This is a genomic window from Streptomyces sp. ICN903 (assembly GCF_022015835.1).
GTDB lineage: Bacteria > Actinomycetota > Actinomycetes > Streptomycetales > Streptomycetaceae > Streptomyces > Streptomyces fenghuangensis.
In genome coordinates, this window is sequence record NZ_JAKMAY010000080.1 from 1 (window position 1) to 20,749 (window position 20,749).

The following is a 20,749-nucleotide window of genomic DNA, read 5'->3' on the forward strand; positions in this document are numbered from 1 at the left end:
GCCCCCCACCCGCGCCCGGGGCGCACGCCGGGGGAGCCGGCGGCGGGCACCCGCCGCCGACTCCCCCCCCGCACGGCGCGCCCCGGCAGGGCCGGGATCGCGTGGGGACGCGTCCGGAAGCGGGTCCACCCGAGCGCCGGATCCGCTTCCACGGGGCGGGCCGGGCCGCCTGTATGTCACAGCCCCGGTGACCGGGGCCGTGAGTACCGCGCGGACGGTCCTGCCACCGGGCCGCGGACAGGCCGGGGACGGGCCTGGGAGGCCGCCCCGGCCGCCGCGTCCCGCCACCCCGCCGCACCGCGCGGCCGGCGATCCCCGCGGCGGCCGGGGGCTCCCTTCCCGGCGCACGGGAAGTCCTCCGGGGTCGCCCACGGCCCCGGAGCGACGGCCCCGGGCCGCTGGAGGACGCGTCCCGCGCCGCGCGGGTCACCCCTCCTCGGGGAAGGACGCCTTCAGCTCCTCGCGCATGGAGCGCTGGAAGGCGGTCACCAGCGCCTGCACGATCATGGGCTGCATATGAGCCGACAGCGTCCGCATCGTCTCCACCTGCTCGGGGTCGGACTCCCGCCGCCGGTAGGGCTCCCAGACCTCCTCCTTGAACATCCTGCTCAGCTCGCGGGCCGCCTCGCGGCTGTGCTCCAGGACCACCTCGCGCGCCGCCAGCAGCGTCTTCAGCGAGACGGGCACCTCCAGCAGCCGCACTCCCAGGTGCAGGATCACCGGGTCGATCCGGAAGACGTCCGGGTCGTCGGTCCGGGCCAGGACGTTCATCGCCGCCAGCCGGTCGAGGTCGTCCTCGGTCAGAGGCCGCCCGGCCCGCCGCTCCAGCTTCTCCCTGGTGGCCTCCGCCTCGGCGTCCGGAGCCCAGGAGGCCACCAGGGCCCGGTGCAGGGCCAGGTCCTCCGGGCTGAGGTCGGGGGGCAGCTGCCGCAGGTAGCGTTCGATGGCCGCCAGGGTCATCCCCTGGTGCTGCAACTCCTCGATCAGCGCGAGCCGCGACAGATGGCCGGGCCCGTACCGCCCCACCCGCCGCGGCCCGATCTCCGGGGGCGGCAGCAGCCCGCGGGTGGAGTAGAAGCGGATCGTGCGGACGGTGACGCCGGCGCGCGCGGCCAGCTCGTCGACGGTCAGGGAGGCAGCCGGATCCATGTCGGACAGTATTGCTGTCTCACCACAGCTGCGAAACCTCCCTCGGCCTGCCCCGTCCCGGCGCCTCAGGGGCGGATGGCCGCGATCCAGTGGGCGAAGGGGAGTTCCCGGCCCCGGGTCAGGCCGGTGAAACCGGCCGCGGCGATCATCTCCCGGTGCCGGCCGGTGGGCCCGCGGAAGTCCGCCACCAGCAGGCGGCCGCCCGGCCGCAGTACGCGGAACATCTCGGCGAAGGCGTGCTCGCGCCGGTCGGCGCGGACGTGGTGGACGGCGAAGCTGGTGACGACGGCGTCGAACGAGCCGTCCCCGGCGTCGAGTTCCTGGGCCGTGCCCAGGGCGAACGACGCGCTCACGCCCCGCCGGGCGGCCAGGCGGCGAGCGTGCTCCACCATCGGCTTTGACGGATCGACGCCGAGCGCGGCGCCGCCCGGTGATGCGGCCGCGGCGACCGCGAGGGTCAGCGCCCCGGTGCCGCAGCCGACGTCGAGCACCCGGTCGCCGGGACGGACCCCGGACCGTTCGGCGAGCCGCTCGAACAGCCGGCGGCGCACCAGGGGCAGGGCGAGCGAGCTGAACAGCTCGTAGCGCCGGGGGTGGTTGATGAGGAGGCCGGGCCTGTCGGCCGCGGTTTCGGGCATGGCGGTTCCCCCAATAACTTAGTGGTGACTAATGACATTGACCTTAGTCGTCACTAAGTTCCTGGGCAAGCGGACGGATACGATGGGGCCGTGCCCCAGCAGGAACCGACCACCACCCCCCGCCGCGCCCGGCTGAGCGCTGCCGACCGCAAGGCGTCGATCCTGGAGGCCGCCACCACCGTCTTCGCCGAGGTCGGCTACCGGCGCGGCCGGACGGCCGAGATCGCCGCCCGCGTCGGCGTCAGCGAACCGGTGGTCTTCCAGAACTTCGGCTCCAAGGCCGTGTTGTACGCAGCCGTGCTCGACCGGGTGGCCGACTGGGTCGGCACAGGACTGCGCGAGGAGCTGGACACCTGCTGCGGCGGCTCGGTGGCCACCCTGCTCGACCACGTCCTCGCCCCCGGCCACATCGACCGGATGCACGCGCGCGGCAACCTGGGAGCCCTGCTGGCCGACGCCGCCGCCCTCGCCGAGGAGCCCTTGATCGCCGAGGCCTACGGCCGCTGCACCCGCCGCCTCGCCGATGAGCTGACGGCGCTGCTGGCCCAGGGGCAGCTGGCGGGTGAGATCGCGCCGGGGCTCGACCCGGCCGCCGGTGCGTGGTGGCTGCTGTCGTTCGTCGCCTCGCACCGCTTCCGCGGCACCGCCCTTCCCGAGGAGTCCCGGACGGAACTGGAGAACGGGATCGCGCAGCTGACCCGCCGCATGCTCACCGACGGCGCGGGCCACGGGACGCCGTCCGGGAGCTGAGCGGCGGAGCGTCCCCGGGCCGCCGCGGCCCGTCCCGCGCCGCACGGGGCGGCGCGGGGGCGTCGGGGCGGCCGGCGACCAGGTCCGACAGCCGGTCCCACATCCGCATCACCGGCTCGCGCAGCCGCCGCTCGCGCCGGACCGCCCGCTCCAGCTTGCGGGCCCGCCGGCCGCCCGGCCCGCGGTAGCGCCACCGTGCCCAGGGGGCGTCCGGCCGGGAGAGGCGCACCGCGCTCACCACGAGCAGGACGGGAAAGAACAGACCGAGGAAGCCCGTCCAGAACTTGCCCTTGAACAGGGTGACCGCGACCAGCCCGAAGTTGAACACCGCCAGACCGGAGCCGACGGCCCACTCCGCACCCCCCTCGCCGACGGCGTCACCGATGTCGCTCACGAAGACCGGACGCTCGCCGATCAGCAGCAGCCCGAGGGCCGCGAGCGCCACGAACACCGCCTCGACCGACAGACGCCCCTCCTGCGTCCAGTAGACGTCGCGCAGCCGCAGGATCAGGGCGAACTCGTCGAGCACGAGGGCCGAGCCGACGCCGAACAGCGCGGCCGCGGCGGCCCGCCAGCCGGTGAGGCCGGCCGGGACGGCGAAACCGACGGTCCCGCCGAGCAGCATCATCACCACGCCGAACACCACGTGGTGGATGTGCAGCCCGCCGGGCTCGACGTTCCCCGGCCACCGGCGGACCCCCGCCCTGATCATCCGGGTCGAGAACCGGATGGACGCGAATCCGGCGATCATGCCGGTGAAGAAGCAGAACAGGGGCAGCCGGCCGGTCTCCACGATGGTCTGCCGGAACCATTCGCCCACGTCGGCCTCGCTCACACGCTGCCGGACGGGATCGCGTACGGCCGACGGAACGAGCCGGCCGGGGCGGCGAGGACCGCCCGCCCCGGTCCCGTCCCCTGCCCTTTCCCAGGCTACGCCGCCCGTCCGCCCCCGTCCGTCCGCTCGCCTTCCCGTCCGTCCGGAGCCGACCGGTCCGGGGAAGCCCGTCCCGGCGACCGCCCCGGAAGCGGACCGGCTACAGCGGATCGGTCTCGGACAGCGTCCCGTCCAGCAGCAGCCAGCGGGTGATGCCGATCTCCCGCAGGAACGCCACATCGTGGCTGGCCACGACCAGCGCGCCCTCGTAGCCCTCCAGGGCGGTGGTGAGCTGCCGCACGCTGGCCATGTCGAGGTTGTTCGTCGGCTCGTCCAGCATCAGCAGCTGCGGCGCCGGCTCGGCCAGCATCAGCGCCGCCAGCGCCGCCCGGAACCGCTCGCCGCCCGACAGCGTCCCGGCCGGGCGGTTTGCCCGCGCGCCCCGGAACAGGAAGCGCGCCAGCCGTGCCCGGACGCGGTTCTCGGTCGCCCCCGGCGCGAAGCGCGCCACGTTCGCCGCGACCGACAGCGCGTCGTCCAGCACGTCCAGACGCTGCGGCAGGTACCGCACCGGGACGTGCGCCACCGCCTCGCCCGCCGCCGGCTCCAGCTCCCCGGCGACCGTGCGCAGGAGCGTGGTCTTGCCCGCGCCGTTGCGCCCGACCAGCGCCACACGCTCCGGACCGCGCAACTCCAGCTCCGCACGGGCCCCGCAGCGCAGCTCAAGAGCGCGCAGCGTCAGGACGGTACGGCCGCGCGGCACGGCGGTGTGCGGCAGGTCGACGCGGATCTCGGCGTCGTCCCGCACCGCCTCGGCGGCCTCGTCCAGCCGCTCCCGCGCCTCCTCCAGCCGCTCCTCGTGCAGGATGCGGTGCTTGCCCGCCGAGACCTGCGCCGCGCGCTTGCGCGCTCCCGCCACGATCTTCGGCAGCCCCGCGGTGGCGGCGGCCTTGCGGCCCTGGCGCATCCGCCCGGCGAGCTTGTCGTGCGCCTCGACCAGATCGCGTTTCTGCCGCCTGACGTCGGCCCTCGCCGCGCGGACCGCCCGCTCGGCCGCCTCCTGCTCGGTGGCCAGAGCCTCCTGGTAGACGTCGAAGTTCCCGCCGTACCACTGGACCCCGCCGTCGCGCAGATCGGCGATCCGGTCCATGTGACGCAGCAGTTCGCGGTCGTGGCTGACCACCAGCAGCACCCCGTTCCAGGAGCGGACGGCCTCGTACAGCCGCCCGCGCGCGGAGACGTCGAGGTTGTTCGTCGGCTCGTCCAGCAGCAGGATCCCCGGCCGGGCCAGCAGCAGCGCGGCCAGCCGCAGCAGGACCGCCTCGCCGCCCGAGAGGTCGCCGATGGTGCGGTCCAGGCCGATGTGCCCCAGGCCGAGCTGCTCCAGGGCCGCGCGGGCGCGCTCCTCCACGTCCCAGTCGTCGCCGACGGCCGTGAAGTTCTCCTCGCTCGCGTCCCCGGCCTCGATGGCGTGCAGCGCGGCGCGGACCTCCGCGATGCCCAGGGCCCGGTCCACGCGCAGCGCGGTGTCCAGATGGACGGTCTGGGGAAGGTGACCCACCTCGCCGGTGGTGCGCACCGACCCCTCGGCCGGGGTCAGCTCGCCCGCGATCAGCTTCAGAAGGGTGGACTTGCCGGCGCCGTTGAGGCCGACCAGCCCGGTGCGGCCGGGACCCGCGGAGAACTGGAAGTCCTCCAGCACGGGGGTGCCGTCCGGCCAGGCGAAGCGCACCCCGGTACAGACGACGGACGGATGGGACGGTGCGGGGGAGTGGGAAGGGGAAAGCGCCACACGGGCCTCCTGCTGCTCTCGGTACGGAAAGGGAGCGACATGCGGGAGGCACCGGGAGGGGGCGCCGTACGACGAGGGGGAGCGCGCGGGAGGCGCGGAACCGGAGTCCCCGGACGGGGACGGTCCGGCCGGCGGTCACGGCCCGGTCGCTCCGGGGGGCGGCTCACAGCCCGAGGTCGTCGCACATGCGGACACCGCGCGGACGTACAAGCGTCCGGCGGTCCGGTGCCTCATGACCTCAGGCGAGCAACGGCCTTCTCCGATCGACGACGACAGGGCCGGAAAAGACGTTAGGACGTGCCCGGCGGGGCCGCAAACGGTTTTCCGCCGTCGTGCCTCATGCCCGGACCCAGGCCCTGTGCCGCCTGCGCGCCGCCGATGTGCCGCCGGACGCGCGAACGGGCGGGCGACCGGACGAGCCGCGGTGTTTACCGCCGCCCGCGGGTGTGCTGTGCTGCGGCGTATGGACCGTACCAACGGGCTCACCGACGAGCCGCCCGCCACGTACCCCACCGTCCCGCACCGGCCGCCGCACGTCCCCGCCGAGGAGGCCGGGAGCCGCGCCCGCGCCTTCCACGACCTGATGGCCCGCCGCCGGACCGTGCGCGACTTCTCCGCCCGCCCCCTGCCCGACGGCGTCCTGGAATGGGCCATCCGCACCGCCGCCACCGCGCCCAGCGGGGCGAACGTCCAGCCCTGGCGCTTCGTCGTCCTCACCGACCCCGAACGCAGGGCGAGGCTGCGCGAGGCCGCCGAGGCCGAGGAGCGGGAGTTCTACGGCCGCCGCGCCTCCGACGAGTGGCTTGCGGCCCTCGCGCCGCTGGGCACCGACTGGCGCAAACCGTTCCTGGAGACCGCACCCGCGGTGATCGTGGTCTTCGAGGTCCACAAGGGGCCCAGAACCCCGCGCCCCTACTACACCAAGGAGTCGGTCGGCATCGCCGTCGGCCTGCTGCTGGCCTGCCTCCACCAGGCGGGCCTGGCCACCCTCACCCACACCCCCAGCCCGATGCGCTTCCTCAACGAGGTCTGCGACCGCCCGCCCGAGGAGCGCGCCGCGTACGTCATCCCGGTCGGCTACCCGGCCGACGGCGCACGGGTGCCCGACATCCGCCGCAAGGACCTGGAACAGGTCATGGTGCGGCTTTGACGCCTCCGGCCCGCGGCGCGTTCACGCCCGTCGCCCGGGAGCGGGCGGTCGGCGGTCTCGCCGACCGCCTCGCCGCCGCCGAGGCCGCCGACGGCTCGCCCTGGCTGCGCGCCGCCGTGGACGGCGCCCCGGCCGCCCGGCCGCGGGAGTGGGCGGACGGACTGGCCGAGGCGCTGCGGCTGCGCGGCCGCCCGGTGCACCGGGTGAGCGCGGCCGGCTTCCTGCGACCCGCCTCCCTGCGCCTGGAGTACGGCCACCGGGACCCGGACGCGTACTACGACCTGTGGCTGGACGACGGCGCCCTGTGGCGCGAGGTGTTCGGCCCGCTGAGCCCCGGCGGCACCGGCCGGGTGCTGCCCGACCTGTGGGATCCGGCCACCGACCGCGCCACCCGCAGCCCGTACGCCGAACTGCCGCCCGGCGGCGTGCTGGTGATGGACGGCCCGCTGCTGCTCGGCCGAGGCTTCCCCTTCGACCTGACGGTCCACCTGCTGCTCACCCCGGCCGCCCTGGCCCGCCGCACCCCGGCCGAGGAGCACTGGACGCTGCCGGCCTTCGCCCGTTACGAGGAGGAGGTGCGGCCGGGGCAGGCCGCCGACGTGGTCGTCCGCGCCGACGACCCCCGCCGCCCGGCCTGGACCGGCTGACCCGGCGCCGGCCGTACGGGCGGGGGCTCCCGTTCAGCCCCCGCCCGCCTCCGGTCCGCCGTACGGCGCGGGGAGCCCGTGCCCTGTGGTTGGCCGTTCCCGGGGCGGGGATGACGGGACGGGGGAGGGAGCATGTTCTCGTCGGTTCTGAAGCGTCTGGTGGCGGCCCTGGCCGGAGCGGTCCTCCTGGTGCTGGGAGGGGCGCTCGTCCCGGTCACGGTGCTGCTCGTCATGGATGTCGGGAAGGGGGAGGACCGCGACTTCGACGGCCGGGCCGATGCCGTGGTGTCCGGCGTCACCTCCACGGGAGGTTCGCCGGGCATGAGGGGGAAGGTGGTGAGGGTGTCGTACGAGGTCGAGGAAGAGCGCTACTCGGCCAGGCTGAGAGGCGGCGTCACGGGGCGGGCGCTGCGCGTCGGGGATTCCGTGGAGGTGGTCTACCGCGCCGAGAACCCCGGACGCCCCTACTCGAAGGACTACGCCGATCAGGGGCCGCCCGGCATCGGGACCGGGATCGTGGTGGCCTTCTGCGCCGCCGCCATGAGCACGGTCGCCCTCGGCGCGAGCTGGTTCCTCCTCTCCTTCGGGGCGGGCCGACGGAAGACATTCCTCGGGCCGTGAGGCAACGGCTGCCGGACGGCGGCGGCCCGGCGAGGTTCCCGGTCAACCCCCTTGCCGCAGGCCCGCGTCGACGGCGGACAGCAGTGTTCCGCGTGCGTCGTCGCCGTCCAGCGACCACACCATCACGCCCCCGAGGCCGTGTTCGCGGACGAAGGCGGCCTTGGCCCGCACCGTCGCGGCGTCGTCGAACGTCCAGAACGTCCGGCTGTCCGCGTCGTACTTCCACACCGCACCGGCGGTCCGGTCGCGGAAGACCCGGCCCGGCTGCCGGGCGACGTACCGGTAGGGCCGGCTCTCCAGTTCCGCACCGGCCGGCCGGTGCAGTCCGTGGCCGTCCGGCGGCACGTCCTTCCAGCCGTAGCCGTAGAACGGCACGCCCAGCACCACCTTCCGCGCGGGCACGCCCTGCGCCACGTAGGCGCGGGCCGCCTGCCCGGCGCTCAGCCGTCCGCTGGTGACGTTCCGGTTCCGCCCGGGGCAGAGGTTGGCGTGGTGGTCGGTCGGCCCTTTCGGGGACCAGGGGCCGGCGAAGTCGTACGCCATGACGTTCAGGAAGTCGGCGTGCCGGGCGACCTCGGCGGCCTCGATCCGGCTGCGCTTGGGCCAGTCCGGCGGGACCGCCGCGGTCAGCAGCAGATCGCGCCCGGAGTGCCGCTCCGCGGCGTCGAGCCGGCGGCGGAACTCCGCCATCAGCAGCGTGAAGTTGCGGGTGTCGGCGGGGCGGTGGCGGTGCCCGCCGGAGCCGGGGTGGGCCGGGTACTCCCAGTCGACGTCGATGCCGTCGAAGACCCCGGCCGCCGCGCCCGGTCCGCCCACGGGCCCGCCCTCGCCCGGCGCCTCGGGCAGGTCTCCCCTGACGAACAGGTCCACGCAGGAGGAGACGAGTTTCGCGCGGGACTCCTCCGTCAGCGCGGCGTCGGAGAAGTGCGCGGACTTCAGCGAGATCACGGTCCTCAGATGCGGATGGCGTCCCTTGAGCTTGCGCAACTGGTTGAAGTTGCCCTTGAGCCGCTGCCCGGGAGGGTCGGCCGCACCGTCGACGGACTCGGACGCGGGCACCGGGCGCCGGTAGTCCCTCCAGGCGTCCTTGCGGGGGTTGTCGTCGGACTCCACGCACACGCCCTTGTCCGACACCTGCCCGAAGGCGTAGTCGACGACGGTGAGCCTGGCCGCGGCCCGGTCGACGTCCCTGACGTGGAAGCCCTCCCCGGACCCCCAGGAGGGGAAGTAACCGACGCGTTCCCCGGCGGGCCGCTCGGAGGCGGTGGCCGGGGCCCCGGCCGGGACCGCGGCCACCGCGGCGGTGAGCAGCACCGCCAGCGCGCCCGCGGTGAACGAGCCGTTCCGGGGAAGGCGGGCGGGACGGGATGCGGCGGTCATGGGGCTCCCAGGTGTCCGGTTCGGTGGCCGGACCATGATCGGGACAAAGGGGCGCCCGTTCCACGACGCACTGGTCGGATCATCGTCAAAATCACCGCGACGGCCGTACGAGTGTCCTCCGAACGGGGCGCGGCCGTAAGGGAGTCCGCACGCGGCCGTAGGCCGCCCCGCCGGTCGGCGCCCGCCGGGCGGGCGATAGCATCCGCCCAATGCCCGGACGTAGCGCAGAGGCAGTCGCGCCTTCACATCATGGGGGAGGACGCCGGTTCGAATCCGGCCGTCCGGGCAGTCCGGCGGAGGTCCCGTAGCGCAGAGGCAGTCGCGCCTCCATGCCGTGGAGGAGGACGCCGGTTCGAATCCGGCCGGGACCGCCGTCCGAAGGGGGAGACATGGCGGAGGGCGGGGTCACCGATGCCGAACTCGCCGCGTTCGACCGCACGGTGGCACGCCTGCGCGCCCTGCCCGCCGACGACCCGGTGCGGCTGCGCGCCGAACAGGTCGCCGCCTCCTTCGCCCGCGACGGGCGGCTGCGCCGCAGGAAGGCACGGGACGAGCGCCACGCCGCCGCCGACGCGGCCGTCACCGCCTCCACCGCCACCGGATCGGACACCCGGCGCGAGGACGCGCCGCTGGAGACGGTTCCGCGGAGCCGGGAACCCGGCGTCTTCGCCCGCCCCCGCCGCTGCTACGTGTGCAAGCGCTCCTACCGCCGCGCCGACGCCTTCTACCACCTGCTGTGCCCGCAGTGCGCCGCCGACAACTCCACCCGCCGGCGGATGAGCACCGACCTCACCGGCCGCCGCGCCCTGCTCACCGGCGGCCGGGTCAAGATCGGCTTCCAGCTCGCCCTGATGATGCTGCGCGACGGCGCCGAACTGATGGTCACCAGCCGCTTCCCGGCCGACGCGCTGCGCCGCTTCGAGGCCGCGCCCGGCAGCGGGCGGTGGCTGGACAGGCTCACTGTCGTCGGCATCGACCTGCGCGACCCGCGCCAGGTCGTCGGCCTGTGCGAGCGGCTGCGTACCGACGGCCGGCCGCTGGACATCCTGGTCAACAACGCGGCCCAGACGGTGCGCCGCCCGCCCGAGGCGTACGCCCCGCTCGCGGCCGGGGAACGCGGACTGCCGCCGGACAGGGCTCTGTACGCCCCCGGCTACCGGCCGATGCCGGCGGCCGCACTGCCCCCGTCCGCGCTCGCCGGCGCGCTGCCCGAGTCCTCAGCGCGCCTCCTGCCCGGGACGCCGGAGGCGGTCGAGACGGACGAGGCCGGGCTGCTGCCCGACACCGCGCCGCGCAACTCCTGGTCCGCGTGCCTGGGCGAACTCGACCCGGCCGAGGTGCTGGAGACCCAGCTCGTCAACGCCCTCGCCCCCGCCCTGCTGTGCGACCGCCTGCTGCCGCTGCTGCTGGCCTCCCCGCACCCGCGCCGCTACGTCGTCAACGTCACCGCGGTGGAGGGCCGGTTCGCCGTGCGGAACAAGACCGCGCGTCATCCGCACACCAACATGGCCAAGGCCGCCCTCAACATGCTCACCCGCACCAGCGGGCCCGAACTGGCCGCCCACGGTGTGCACATGTGCGCGGTGGACACCGGCTGGATCACCGACGAGAACCCGGCGCCGAAGAGGGCCCGGCTGGCGGAGAAGGGGTTCCGCACCCCGCTCGACACCGTCGACGGCGCGGCCCGCGTCTACGACCCCATCGTGCGCGGCGAGGCCGGGTCGCCGGTCTCCGGCGTCTTCCTCAAGGACTACCGGGAGGCCGAGTGGTGACCGGGGGCGGGCCCGAGCCCGGGGACTTCGCCGGCATCGGCTCCGTCACACCCCGCCCCGCCGTCCGAGGCGGGCGCCTGACGGCCGCCGCCCGAGTCCTGGCGCCGTCCTCCGGGGCCGGAAGGGCCGGAAGGGCCGGAAGGGCCGGGAGAGCCGGGAGGGGCGCAAGGGGACGGAACATGCCGGTCCGGCCCCTGCCGCCCGCCCTCCGGACCGTGCGTCAGCCCTTGTGCCAGCGGGCCATCGCGAACAGGAACAGCCCGTACAGCGCCAGCCCCACGGCGACCGCCGCCAGCAGCCACGGGCCTGCCGGGGCGGCGGCGAGGGCGCGCAGGGAGTCGTCCAGGCCCTTCGCGCTGTCCGGGTCGTACCGCACGGCCGCCAGGACGGCGAAGCCGCCCGCCACCGCGAAGACCAGCCCGCGCGCGAGGCCGCCCGCCACGCCCAGCACGTCCACGGTGCGGCGCAGCCGCGCCGGCACCGGACCCAGTTCCTCACGGAACTCTTGCCGCAGCGCCCGCACCGCGCTCCACACGCCGACCGCGACGACCGCCAGACCGAGCGCGCCCACCAGCCAGCGACCGGCGGGCAGATCGAGCACCCGGGAGGTGAGGTCCTGGGACTGCCGGTCGCTCGATCCGCCGTTCGCGCTCCCCGCGGCGAAGGCGATCGCGGAGGCCGACAGCACGGCGAGCACCGCGCACCGCGCGGCCGAGCGCAACCGCTCCTTCGGCGTGTGCCCATCCGGGCGCGCCGCGCCCAGCAGGGCCTCCGACAGCCGCCACAGGGCCAGCCCGGCCAGCCCGATGCCGACCGCCCACACCAGCACCCGACCGAACGGCTGCTGGGCCAGCTCCCGCAGCGCGCCGCCGCTGTCGGCCTGGCCCTCCCGGTCGCCGGAGGCGATCCGCAGGGCCAGCAGGCCGATCAGCAGGTAGACCACGCCGTAGGCGACCAGACCCCAGCGGGCGGCCGTCGTCATGGCGGAACTGTGCGCCGCCCGTCTGGCGCCCCCGCGTATCGACGCCTGCGCCGGTGCGGATGTTCTCGTAGATGTCCTCATACCGCCCCGTCTGCCCCCGGCGGGCGCGCCGACGCACACGGGCGGGCGGACGGGAAATCGTTTGCCGACGTTCCGCGGGGTCCGGCAACCTCGTCGGGGACCGACGGACGGAGACGTGTTTTGGCAGCGCCGACAGCCGGACCGGACACGGCGGCGGAGGGGATCGTCGCCCGGAACCTCACCAGGACCTTCCGCACCGCGGTACGGCGGCCCGGATTCGCCGGTGCGCTGAGATCGCTGGTCGACCCGTTGCGGGTGGAGAAGACCGCCGTGCGGGACGTCTCCTTCAGCGTGGAGCGCGGCCGGCTGCTCGCCCTGCTCGGGCCGAACGGCGCGGGCAAGTCCACCACCATCAAGATGCTCACCGGCATCCTCACCCCCACCTCCGGGGAGGCCAGGGTCGCCGGGGTGGTGCCCTACCGGGAGCGGGAACGCAACGCCCGCAACATCGGGGCCGTCTTCGGCCAGCGCACCCAGCTGTGGTGGGATCTGCCGGCCCGCGAGTCGTTCGCCGTCCTGCGCGATGTCTACGGGGTGCCGCAGGCCGAACACCGCGCCCGGCTTGCCGAGTTCGACTCCCTGCTGGAGCTGTCGGAGTTCTGGGACACCCGTGTGCGCCACCTCTCGCTCGGTCAGCGGGTGCGGTGCGACCTGGCCGCGGCGCTGCTCCACGACCCGCCGGTCGTCTTCCTGGACGAACCCACGATCGGCATGGACGTGGTGGTCAAGGAGCAGGTCCGCGGCTTCCTGCGGCACCAGGTGGAGCGGCGCGGACGCACCGTGCTGCTGACCACCCACGACATGACCGAGGTGGCCCGGCTGGCGGAACGGGTGGTGCTGATCAACCACGGCCGGACCGGGGCGTTCGCCGCTGCCCTCGGAGCCCGGCCGCGGGAGGTGCGGCAGCCGGCACAGCCCTGGCGCTCCGGCGGCCATCGGGGCAAACGGCGGATTCCGCCTCCTGACGGTGCGTCACCGGATAGTCTTTCCGGCTGTCCGGCCAGGCGTGCCCGCCTGGACACGGACTGCGACGGGGAGGGGAAGCGATGCGAAGCCTTGCGCGCATTCCGCTGGAGGGCGGGGGGACCGTCCTGTTCGAAGCGCCGCCGGAACCGGGCTCCTCCGGGGCCGGCGGGCCGGTGAAGGCCGGGCGGATCGCCGACGCGGTCCGTGAGATGCCCCGGACGCTGCAGCAGACGCTGGCCCCGGTCACGGACACCGCCAGGGCGGTGCTGGAGCAGCTGCGGCAGGCCGGTCCCGACGAGGTCGAGGTCGAGTTCGGGGTGGACCTGTCGGCCGAGGCCGGAGCCGTCATCACCAAGGGCGGGTCCTCGGTCCATCTGAAGGTGCGGGTGCTGTGGAACGGCGGTGAGCGCGGCGGAGGATCCGCCGGGCGGGGCGGGGAGGCCGGGTGACACTCGCGGACACGGCGTCCGCGGACTCCGGGGACGGACGCCGGCGGGCGGCCCTCGCCTCGGTCGTACGGATCGCCGCGGACGACGACGGCGGCGCGGTCGGGACGGGGTTCCTGGTGGCCGCGGACACCGTCGTCACCTGTGCGCACGTGGTGCGAGCCGCCGGGGGCGAGCCGGGCGGGCGGGTACGGCTGGCCTTCCCCCACCTGCCGGGCGCACCGTGGACGGAGGGGCACGTCCTGCCCGGCACCTGGCGGGCGCCGCAGGCACAGGACATCGCGGTCCTGCGGCTGGAGAGCACCCCGGCGGGCGCCGAACCGGTGGCTCTGGGGTCCGCCGAGGACTGCCGGGGCCACCGCGTCCTCTCGTTCGGGTTCCCCGTACAGGCGCCGGAGGGCGGCCACTTCGGCTACGGCACGGCCGGTGACCTGCTGCCCGCCGGCGAAGCGGGCACCCTGCTGCAACTGACCGACGCCAACGACCTGACGGCCGGTTTCAGCGGAGGACCGGTCCTGGACGGGACGACCGGCCTGGTGATCGGCATGGTCACCGCGATCGCCGGACCGGACCGGCACTCCAGGGGCGTGGGCATCGCCTACGCCACCCCCGCGCGGCAACTGCGCGAGCTCCTGCCGGAGCTGACCGAGTACCGGGTGTGCCCCTACCGGGGACTGGAGCCCTTCACCGCCGAGCACGCCGGGTGGTTCCACGGCCGGGGAGCCGCCGTGGAGGAGGTGCTGGCCAAGCTCGGCGGGCGGCGGCGGGCGGTGCTGCTGCTGGGGCCCTCGGGCGCGGGCAAGTCCTCGCTCGTCCAGGCCGGTGTCCTGCCGGCCCTGGCCGAGGGCAGGCTGCCCGGCAGCGACCGCTGGCTGCCGGTGCTGGCCCGCCCGGGGCAGGATCTGCCGACCGAGCTGGAGCATGCCGGGCTGCCCGGAGCCGCGAGCGGGGGCTTCCTGTCCGCCGTGGAACGCAGACTGGCCGGGGAACCGGCCGGACGCCGCCTGCTGCTGGTCGTCGACCAGTTCGAGGAACTCCTCACCCAGCCCGCGGCCGACGGGGACGGAGACGAGGGCGAACGCCTGGCCGCCGCCGAACGGCAGCTCGTCGAACTGATCGGATCCCAGGCCGCGGTGAGCCTGGTCCTGGTGATGCGGGACGACTTCTATCCGCGTCTGGCCGCCCGCGCCCCGGACCTGCTGAAGGCCCTGACGCCGGGGCTGCTGAACGTCCCCGCCACCCTGAGCGCGGCGGACCTGCACGCCATCGTCACCGCCCCCGCCGAGGCGGTGGGCCTCCGGCTGGAGGACGGGCTGCCGGAGCGGATCATCGCCGATGTCCTGGCCGCCGCCCCGTCCGCGTCCCTGTCCCGGCAGGCGCCGGTCACCCTGCTGCCCCCGCTGGAGCTGGCACTGAGCCAGTTGTGGGAACGACGCGAGGACGGGCGGCTCACCCACCGGGCGTACGGCCGCATCGGCGAGGTCGACGGCAGCCTGGCCACCTGGTGCGACACCGCCCTGGGCCGCCTGCCCGCCGAGCACCGGCCCATAGCCCGGCGTGTTCTGACCGCGCTGGTGAGGCCCGCCGACGACACCCATGCCGTCCCCGCCACGCGGCGGTACGTTCCCCTGGCCGACCTGCGCGCTCTGGCCACCGACTCCCTGCCGGCCGGTCCCGCGGCCGACCGTGCCTTCGACACGGTGCTGGCCGCCCTGACCCGCCACCGCATCGTCATCACCCGCACCGCACCGCAACCCGACGGCACTCCCGGCCGGGCGACCGCCGAACTCATCCACGACGCCCTCGTCCGCGACTGGGCCGAACTGCGCGACTGGGTGGCCCAGGACCACGACTTCCACGTCTGGCTCCACCGGGCCGAGGAGCGGCAGGCGCGCCACGCCGCCAGCGGCCTCCCCGGCGACCTGCTGGACGGCACCGATCTCACCGAGGGCCTGGACTGGTCGGCCAAACGCGGCCTCCCGCCCCACATCAGCGGGTTCCTGACGGCCAGCCGACACCGCCAGCAGGCCGTGATCCGCCGCACCCGCCGCGTCAACGCGTTCCTCGCCTGCGCCCTGGCGCTGGCCCTGCTCGCGGCCGGCGGAGCCCTCTGGCAGCGCCAGATCGCCCTCACCGCCCGGGAGGAGGCCCGGTCACGGCAGTTGGCGGCCGAAGCCCAGACCTTCCTGGAGACCGATCCGGACCGGGCGTCGTCACTGGCCGTGCAGGCGTACAACACCAGCCCGACCCACGAGGCCACCGACATCCTCTACACAGCAGCCGCTCGCCCCCTCAGGCACAACCTCACCGGTCATGCGGAGGGCGTGAGATCCATGGTGTTCAGTCCCAGGGGCAACGGCATTCTCGCTGTCAAGGAGAAAAGCGGGAAGGTGCACATATGGGATGTGGGTGGCGACAGGGTGAGGAGGCTCCACGTTCTGGACTCTCTCCTCGCCAAGCCAGGGGCAATGGAGTTTGTTTCGACTGGCGGCGGCACCCTCGATATCGTCGAAAACGGCGGGTCCGTCGAATCCTGGAACGTGGAAACCGGCCTTTTGGAGGATCGGAAGGTTCTGGACACCGGCTTCAGCCCCATCGACACCGGGCCGGTGGCGCTCAGTTCCGGCGGAAGCGGTGTCGCCGTTTTCGGCGGAATGGACGGTAAGGTCCGTGTGTGGGACGTGGGCAAGGAGAGGTCGATCAGGTCCGTCGAGGTCGATGACGGAAAAATCGGTTCGGTGATCCTGAGTCCTGACGGTAAGTCCCTTGCCGCAGTCAGCGGCTTCCTCGACGAAGTGATAAGTGTATGGGATCCGGTCACCGGAGAATCTCGTGGCGTAATTTCCGGGAGGCAGCACGTCGGTGTGGAGTCGATGGCTTTTCATCCCGGTAGCGACAATGTCCTCGCGGTGGGCTACCGAAGTGGTGATGTGAGGATCTGGAACATCTTCACCGGGGAGCAGATAGGTGGGCTGCGGGGCCGTGAGAGCACCGTGAAATCCGTGGCGTTCAGCTCTGATGGCGAGACTCTTGCCGTCGGGAGTGCCGATGGTGCGGTGCGGCTCTGGGCGGTGAACGGCGGGAAAGCGCGCAAAACCTTCTTTACCGGGCACACGGGCGGCGTCGGATCGGTGCTGTTCAGCCCTGGCGATGATTTCCTTGTCACCAGCGGTGCTTCCTTCGACGGGACGGTACGCGTTTGGGACCCGGCGACCGGGGCGGCCCGTAGTGCCTTCACCGTCGACCATCCTTTCGAGGTGAAGTCCGTGCTCCCCGACGCCGAGCGGGGTGACACCGTCGCTGTCGCCAGCGACGGCGAGAAAGAGGTGCGACTGTGGGAGGTCGGGAGCAAGAAAGCCGTCCGCAGGCTCACCGGCCATCCGGAGGGAATGCTTTCCGGGATACTCGGTTCTCTGGCGTTCAACAGTGAGACTGATGCCGTCGCTGTAAGCGACGGTGATGGTGCGGTACGGCTGTGGGACGCGGAGGACGGAGAATACGATGACATCTCCGTCGGTAAGCACGGATCCTGGACCGGGCCGATGGCCTTCAGTCCGGACGGCAGTGTCCTCGCCATCGGAGTCGATGGTGAGAAAATCCTACGGTGGGACACCGGGGCCGGTGGGTTCAGAAAGCCCATCGCCATCCGCGACGCCGGTGAGGTGGATTCGATGGTCTTCAGTCCTGACGGCGGAACGGTCGCCACCCACGCACGCTATTTCGAAAGCTATCTCCTTCCTGATGACCGCCGCCCCGACAACCTGGTTCGTCTGTGGGATCTTAAATCGAGGGAAAAAATCATCACCCTGGATTCTGGCCTGCCTTTCGGCGTGGAATCCGTGGCTTTCGGAGGAGGTGATGGAAGAAGCGTCGCCGTGGGATACGGAAACGGGATGGTGAAGCTCTGGAAGCTGGGTACCGGGGAGGATCCCGACACCCTTGCCGCCGGTAACTTCGATGCCGTGAACTCGGTGGCCTTCAGTCCTGACGGCAATGCTCTTGCGGTAGGTTACGAGGGCGGTATGGTGCGACTGTGGGATATGAGAACCGCCAGGATAGTCGATTCCTTCGTCTTCGACGGCGCATACCGTATAGAGTTCCTGAACTTCGGTCCTGGCGACGGTGACACGCTGGTCATCGGAGACAGCGATACGGTCCAGATCTGGAAACCTTCCCTCCTCACCCCCGAGGAGGCGGAGAAGCGAATATGTGAGAACCTCCGCCAGGACGTCGCCCCGGCGGAATGCCGGTTCTCCTGAAGGAACGGACGCCTGACCGCACACACGCTCGACACGGGAGAACCCGCTCGCGCCCCGGCCGGCCGGTGTGCCCGGCCACACCGTCCCCTCCCCGCGACCTCGCCGCCGGCCCGCTCCTGCCGCCGCGACTGCCTCGTCCCGGCCTCCCGGCTGCACGCGAGAAGACTGCCCGGGGCGAGTCCCTCCTCGGTGGGCCCGGAGAACAGAACGGGAAAAAGGCGGTATACGGAACATCACGGCGATAGCCTGGAAGGGTCTCGACCCCTCCGACGGCGGGAGGCGACACCATGACGTTCATCCAGGTCATCGACTGCAGGACCCATCAGGCCGACGAGCTGGACCGATTGATGGACGACTGGGTCCGGGCGACCCAGGGCAAGCGGACGGCCACCCACTCGGTCGTCGCGCGCGACCGCTCCGATCCCGACCACGTGGTGGAGATCGTGGAGTTCCCCTCCTACGAGGAGGCGATGCGCAACTCCCACCTGCCCGAGACCGACCGGATCTTCCAGAGGCTGGCGGCGGCCTGCGACGAGGGGCCGACGTTCACGGATCTGGAGGTCTCCCGGGACGAGCAGCTCAACACCGGTGTGGCCCGCACCTTCATCGAGGAGGTGATCAACGGGCGGAACCTCGACGTGGCCGACGGGCTGTGCACCGACGACTACCGCGAGCACGACCCCTCGCTCTCCTCCTACGAGGTCAGGCTCGCGCAGGCGAAGGAGGAGAACCAGGAGATCCTGGAGGCGTTCCAGCCGGTGATGGTCATCGAGGACCTGTTCGCCGAGGGCGACAGGGTCTGCGCGCGGCTATCCTACACCGGCCGCCACTCGGGGCCGTACCAGGGCCTGGAGCCCACGGGCAAGGAGATCAACGGGACCGGCCACGCCACCTTCCGTTTCGAGGACGGGAAGATCGCGGAGAGCTGGTGGAACTGGGACGACCTCGGGCTGCTGCGGCAGGTCGGCGCCGTCGAGTTCTGATCCGGGCCGGTGCGGGGAGGGCCGGGGCCGGCCCTCCCCACGTGTCACGGGGCCGCCGGGGTCAGCGGGGGAGCGTGGTGGAGTCGACGTAGGCGGAGATCGCGGTCCGGGGCTGGTCGCGGGCCGGCCCGTCCAGGGGATCCCACTCGTTGGTGTGCCAGACGTTCTGCATGAAGGCCGACGGCTTGTCAGGGATGCGGGAGGCGGGGCCCCGGTAGTCCCACAGCACGTTCCTGCGCCCGCTGTCGTCGTAGCTCCAGAAGGTCACCGAGTCCGGCTGCCAGTCGAACATGAAGGTGCGGAACTGGGTGGAGGAGTCGAAGCCGGGCACGGGCGTGACGCTCGCGGGGCTGTTCTCGCCCGGCAGTTCGGGTTGGCAGTCCCCGCCGAGCCGCACCATGTAGCAGTTGTGCAGGATCTTCCCGGTGCGCATGTCGATCGCGCGGGAGATCTTGCGCACGGGGATGGGCTGCCCCGGCTCCACCGAACCGTCGTAGTCGGTCCAGATGGTCAGCCAGACGACGTGGGGCTGGGCGCAGAGGACCTCGATGTCGATCTCGTCGTTGTCCGGCAGGCCGTTGCCGTTGCCGTCGGAGTGGTCGGTGGAGTAGGTGAAGGTTCCGGTGACGACACCGAGGCGGCCCTGGCCGGTGCAGTCGGCCGTCCTGATGCGGGTGCCGTAGGTGCCGTAGCGGTAGGTGGCCTGGTTGCTGCTGATCTCCACGCCGTTGCCCGGGCCGGTGCCGGGGCGGGCGCCGAGCCTGAGCCGGAGCGCGCGGCCGTCTTCGGGTCCGTTCATCGACACGACGCCGACGGTGCCGCCGGGAGCCCACGTCTGGGAGAAGTAGGGGGAGTCGCCGGTCCAGTTCTCGGTGACGGGGGCCGCCGCGGCCGAGTTGGCGAAGAGGACACCGGACATGGCGGCCGCCGCGAGGGCCGTGAGCCATCGCAGGCGCCGGGTTCCGCGGCGGGTCCGGGGCGGAGACGATGTGTGGGGCATGGTCTCTCCATCGTGAGGGGCTCGTGGGGGGAGGGCGTCCGGCCCGCTCCGCCGGGCTGTCGCCGGACATCGTCCGGGGCGGCGAGACGGCGGCGGACGGCGTGAGAGCGCTCTCAGGATCGGCTGCGGCGATGCCCGTGTCAATGGTCCGGACCTGCTCGCCCGTTCCGGGACGACGACGCCGCCGTGCCGCCCGCGGTGGATCACGGACGACACGGCGGCGTGGCGAGGAGTGGCCCGCCGGGGCCGGGATGTGGCGGAGGATCAGGAGGCGGCGGCCGCCTTGCGGGCCTCGATGCGGGCGCGGCGGGCGGCCAGGCGCTCGTCGAGCCTGCGGGCCTCGCCGTCCAGGCCGTCCAGGTACATGCCCAGCTCCTCCTGGGCCTTCAGGCCCTCCGGGCCGAGCCCGCCGATCTCCATGACCTTCAGATGGCGCAGCACCGGCTGGAGCACGTCGTCGTGGTGGATGCGCAGGTTGTAGATGCCGCCGATCGCCATCTGCGCGGCGGCCCGCTCGAAGCCGGGCATGCCGTGGCCGGGCATCCGGAAGTTCACCACCACGTCGCGCACCGCCGACATCGTCCGGTCCGGGGCCAGTTCGAAGGCCGCCCGCAGCAGGTTGCGGTAGAAGACCATGTGCAGGTTCTCGTCGGTGGCGATACGGGCGAGCATCCGGTCGCAGACCGGATCGCCGGACTGGTGGCCGGTGTTGCGGTGGGAGATGCGGGTGGCCAGCTCCTGGAAGGCGACGTAGGCCACGGAGTGGAGCATCGAGTGCCGGTTGTCGGACTCGAAGCCCTCCGACATGTGCGCCATCCGGAACTCCTCCAGCTTCACCGGGTCCACGGCGCGGGAGGTCAGCAGGTAGTCGCGCATCACGATGCCGTGCCGCCCCTCCTCGGCGGTCCAGCGGTGCACCCAGGTGCCCCAGGCGCCGTCGCGGCCGAAGAGGGTGGCGATCTCGTGGTGGTAGCTGGGGAGGTTGTCCTCGGTCAGCAGGTTGACCACCAGGGCGGTGCGGCCGATGTCGGTGACCTTGGACTGCTCCGGCTGCCAGGGGTCGCCGCCGAGCGGGCCGTCGAAGTCGCGGCCGTCGCTCCAGGGGACGTACTCGTGCGGCATCCAGTCCTTGGCGACCTTCAGATGACGGTTGAGTTCCTTCTCCACCACCTCTTCCAGGGCGTAGAGCAGACGGGCGTCCGTCCACTGCTCCGAGCCGGGGGCGTGCGGGGTGGCGAGGGTCATGAAGGCTCCACGGG

General features: G+C 73.2%; 17 protein-coding genes and 2 tRNA genes. 11 read left to right on the top strand and 8 right to left on the bottom strand.

Annotated elements, in window-relative coordinates; all coding sequences use genetic code 11:
- Positions 1-426 precede the first annotated feature (426 nt).
- Both L7D48_RS10975 and L7D48_RS10980 read right to left on the bottom strand, forming a co-directional pair.
- On the bottom strand, positions 427-1,149 hold the full coding sequence (locus L7D48_RS10975; RefSeq protein ID WP_237878806.1) for a MerR family transcriptional regulator: 723 nt from the start codon (positions 1,147-1,149) through the stop codon (positions 427-429).
- Between the two features lie 65 nt (positions 1,150-1,214).
- Entirely contained in the window at positions 1,215-1,787 is a 573-nt protein-coding gene (locus L7D48_RS10980; protein WP_237878807.1) for a class I SAM-dependent methyltransferase, read from the bottom strand.
- Between the two features lie 90 nt (positions 1,788-1,877).
- Here L7D48_RS10980 and L7D48_RS10985 point away from each other — a divergent pair, with 90 nt between their 5' ends.
- Positions 1,878-2,537 (top strand): TetR/AcrR family transcriptional regulator, encoded by a 660-nt coding sequence (locus L7D48_RS10985; RefSeq protein ID WP_237878809.1) that lies wholly within the window; start codon positions 1,878-1,880, stop codon positions 2,535-2,537.
- Here the strand turns inward: L7D48_RS10985 and L7D48_RS10990 are convergent.
- Together L7D48_RS10990 and L7D48_RS10995 are read right to left on the bottom strand one after the other, a co-directional pair.
- Positions 2,497-3,372: a hypothetical protein gene (locus L7D48_RS10990; protein WP_237878811.1), complete on the bottom strand. Its 876-nt coding sequence runs from the start codon at positions 3,370-3,372 to the stop codon at positions 2,497-2,499. The genes L7D48_RS10985 and L7D48_RS10990 overlap by 41 nt on opposite strands.
- Positions 3,373-3,571: 199 nt before the next feature.
- Entirely contained in the window at positions 3,572-5,143 is a 1,572-nt protein-coding gene (locus tag L7D48_RS10995; RefSeq protein ID WP_374491937.1) for an ABC-F family ATP-binding cassette domain-containing protein, read from the bottom strand.
- 523 nt (positions 5,144-5,666) lie between these two features.
- Between L7D48_RS10995 and L7D48_RS11000 the strand changes: the two genes are divergently transcribed.
- The 3 genes from L7D48_RS11000 to L7D48_RS11010 all read left to right on the top strand — a co-directional run bounded on the left by L7D48_RS11000 (position 5,667) and on the right by L7D48_RS11010 (position 7,621).
- On the top strand, positions 5,667-6,353 hold the full coding sequence (locus tag L7D48_RS11000) for a nitroreductase family protein (RefSeq protein WP_237878816.1): 687 nt from the start codon (positions 5,667-5,669) through the stop codon (positions 6,351-6,353).
- Positions 6,350-7,000: a uridine kinase gene (locus L7D48_RS11005; RefSeq protein WP_237878818.1), complete on the top strand. Its 651-nt coding sequence runs from the start codon at positions 6,350-6,352 to the stop codon at positions 6,998-7,000. The genes L7D48_RS11000 and L7D48_RS11005 overlap by 4 nt, the downstream gene beginning before the upstream one ends.
- 132 nt (positions 7,001-7,132) lie before the next feature.
- On the top strand, positions 7,133-7,621 hold the full coding sequence (locus L7D48_RS11010) for a DUF3592 domain-containing protein (RefSeq protein ID WP_237878821.1): 489 nt from the start codon (positions 7,133-7,135) through the stop codon (positions 7,619-7,621).
- A 42-nt stretch (positions 7,622-7,663) separates the two neighbouring features.
- On the opposite strand, the gene L7D48_RS11015 is transcribed toward L7D48_RS11010, so the two are convergent.
- Positions 7,664-9,001 carry a glycoside hydrolase family 18 protein gene (locus L7D48_RS11015; RefSeq protein ID WP_237878823.1) on the bottom strand — a complete coding sequence of 446 codons (1,338 nt, stop codon included), beginning with the start codon at positions 8,999-9,001 and terminating at the stop codon, positions 7,664-7,666.
- A gap of 213 nt (positions 9,002-9,214) precedes the next feature.
- Here L7D48_RS11015 and L7D48_RS11020 point away from each other — a divergent pair.
- The 3 genes from L7D48_RS11020 (at position 9,215) to L7D48_RS11030 (ending at position 10,773) form a co-directional block, all read left to right on the top strand.
- A tRNA-Asp gene (locus L7D48_RS11020) sits at positions 9,215-9,287 on the top strand.
- A 12-nt stretch (positions 9,288-9,299) separates the two neighbouring features.
- Positions 9,300-9,372, top strand: a tRNA-Gly gene (locus L7D48_RS11025).
- Between the two features lie 18 nt (positions 9,373-9,390).
- Positions 9,391-10,773 carry an SDR family NAD(P)-dependent oxidoreductase gene (locus L7D48_RS11030; RefSeq protein ID WP_237878825.1) on the top strand — a complete coding sequence of 461 codons (1,383 nt, stop codon included), beginning with the start codon at positions 9,391-9,393 and terminating at the stop codon, positions 10,771-10,773.
- Between the two features lie 220 nt (positions 10,774-10,993).
- Here the strand turns inward: L7D48_RS11030 and L7D48_RS11035 are convergent, their stop codons facing one another.
- On the bottom strand, positions 10,994-11,755 hold the full coding sequence (locus tag L7D48_RS11035; protein ID WP_237878827.1) for a DUF1206 domain-containing protein: 762 nt from the start codon (positions 11,753-11,755) through the stop codon (positions 10,994-10,996).
- Positions 11,756-11,956: 201 nt separating this feature from the next.
- On the opposite strand from L7D48_RS11035, the gene L7D48_RS11040 reads away from it, so the two are divergent.
- The 4 genes from L7D48_RS11040 to L7D48_RS11055 all read left to right on the top strand — a co-directional run bounded on the left by L7D48_RS11040 (position 11,957) and on the right by L7D48_RS11055 (position 18,490).
- Positions 11,957-12,979 carry an ATP-binding cassette domain-containing protein gene (locus L7D48_RS11040; RefSeq protein WP_237878829.1) on the top strand — a complete coding sequence of 341 codons (1,023 nt, stop codon included), beginning with the start codon at positions 11,957-11,959 and terminating at the stop codon, positions 12,977-12,979.
- Entirely contained in the window at positions 12,883-13,251 is a 369-nt protein-coding gene (locus L7D48_RS11045) for a CU044_2847 family protein (RefSeq protein ID WP_237878830.1), read from the top strand. The genes L7D48_RS11040 and L7D48_RS11045 overlap by 97 nt, the downstream gene beginning before the upstream one ends.
- Entirely contained in the window at positions 13,248-17,507 is a 4,260-nt protein-coding gene (locus L7D48_RS11050) for a trypsin-like peptidase domain-containing protein (protein ID WP_237878832.1), read from the top strand. Before L7D48_RS11045 ends, L7D48_RS11050 begins: the two co-directional genes overlap by 4 nt.
- Before the next feature lie 287 nt (positions 17,508-17,794).
- Positions 17,795-18,490: an ester cyclase gene (locus L7D48_RS11055; protein WP_237878834.1), complete on the top strand. Its 696-nt coding sequence runs from the start codon at positions 17,795-17,797 to the stop codon at positions 18,488-18,490.
- A 61-nt stretch (positions 18,491-18,551) separates the two neighbouring features.
- Here the strand turns inward: L7D48_RS11055 and L7D48_RS11060 are convergent, their stop codons facing one another.
- Together L7D48_RS11060 and L7D48_RS11065 are read right to left on the bottom strand one after the other, a co-directional pair.
- Positions 18,552-19,409 carry a glycoside hydrolase family 16 protein gene (locus tag L7D48_RS11060; protein WP_237878836.1) on the bottom strand — a complete coding sequence of 286 codons (858 nt, stop codon included), beginning with the start codon at positions 19,407-19,409 and terminating at the stop codon, positions 18,552-18,554.
- Between the two features lie 345 nt (positions 19,410-19,754).
- Complete coding sequence (locus L7D48_RS11065) at positions 19,755-20,735, bottom strand: acyl-ACP desaturase (RefSeq protein WP_237878838.1); 981 nt, start codon at positions 20,733-20,735, stop codon at positions 19,755-19,757.
- Positions 20,736-20,749: the final 14 nt, after the last annotated feature.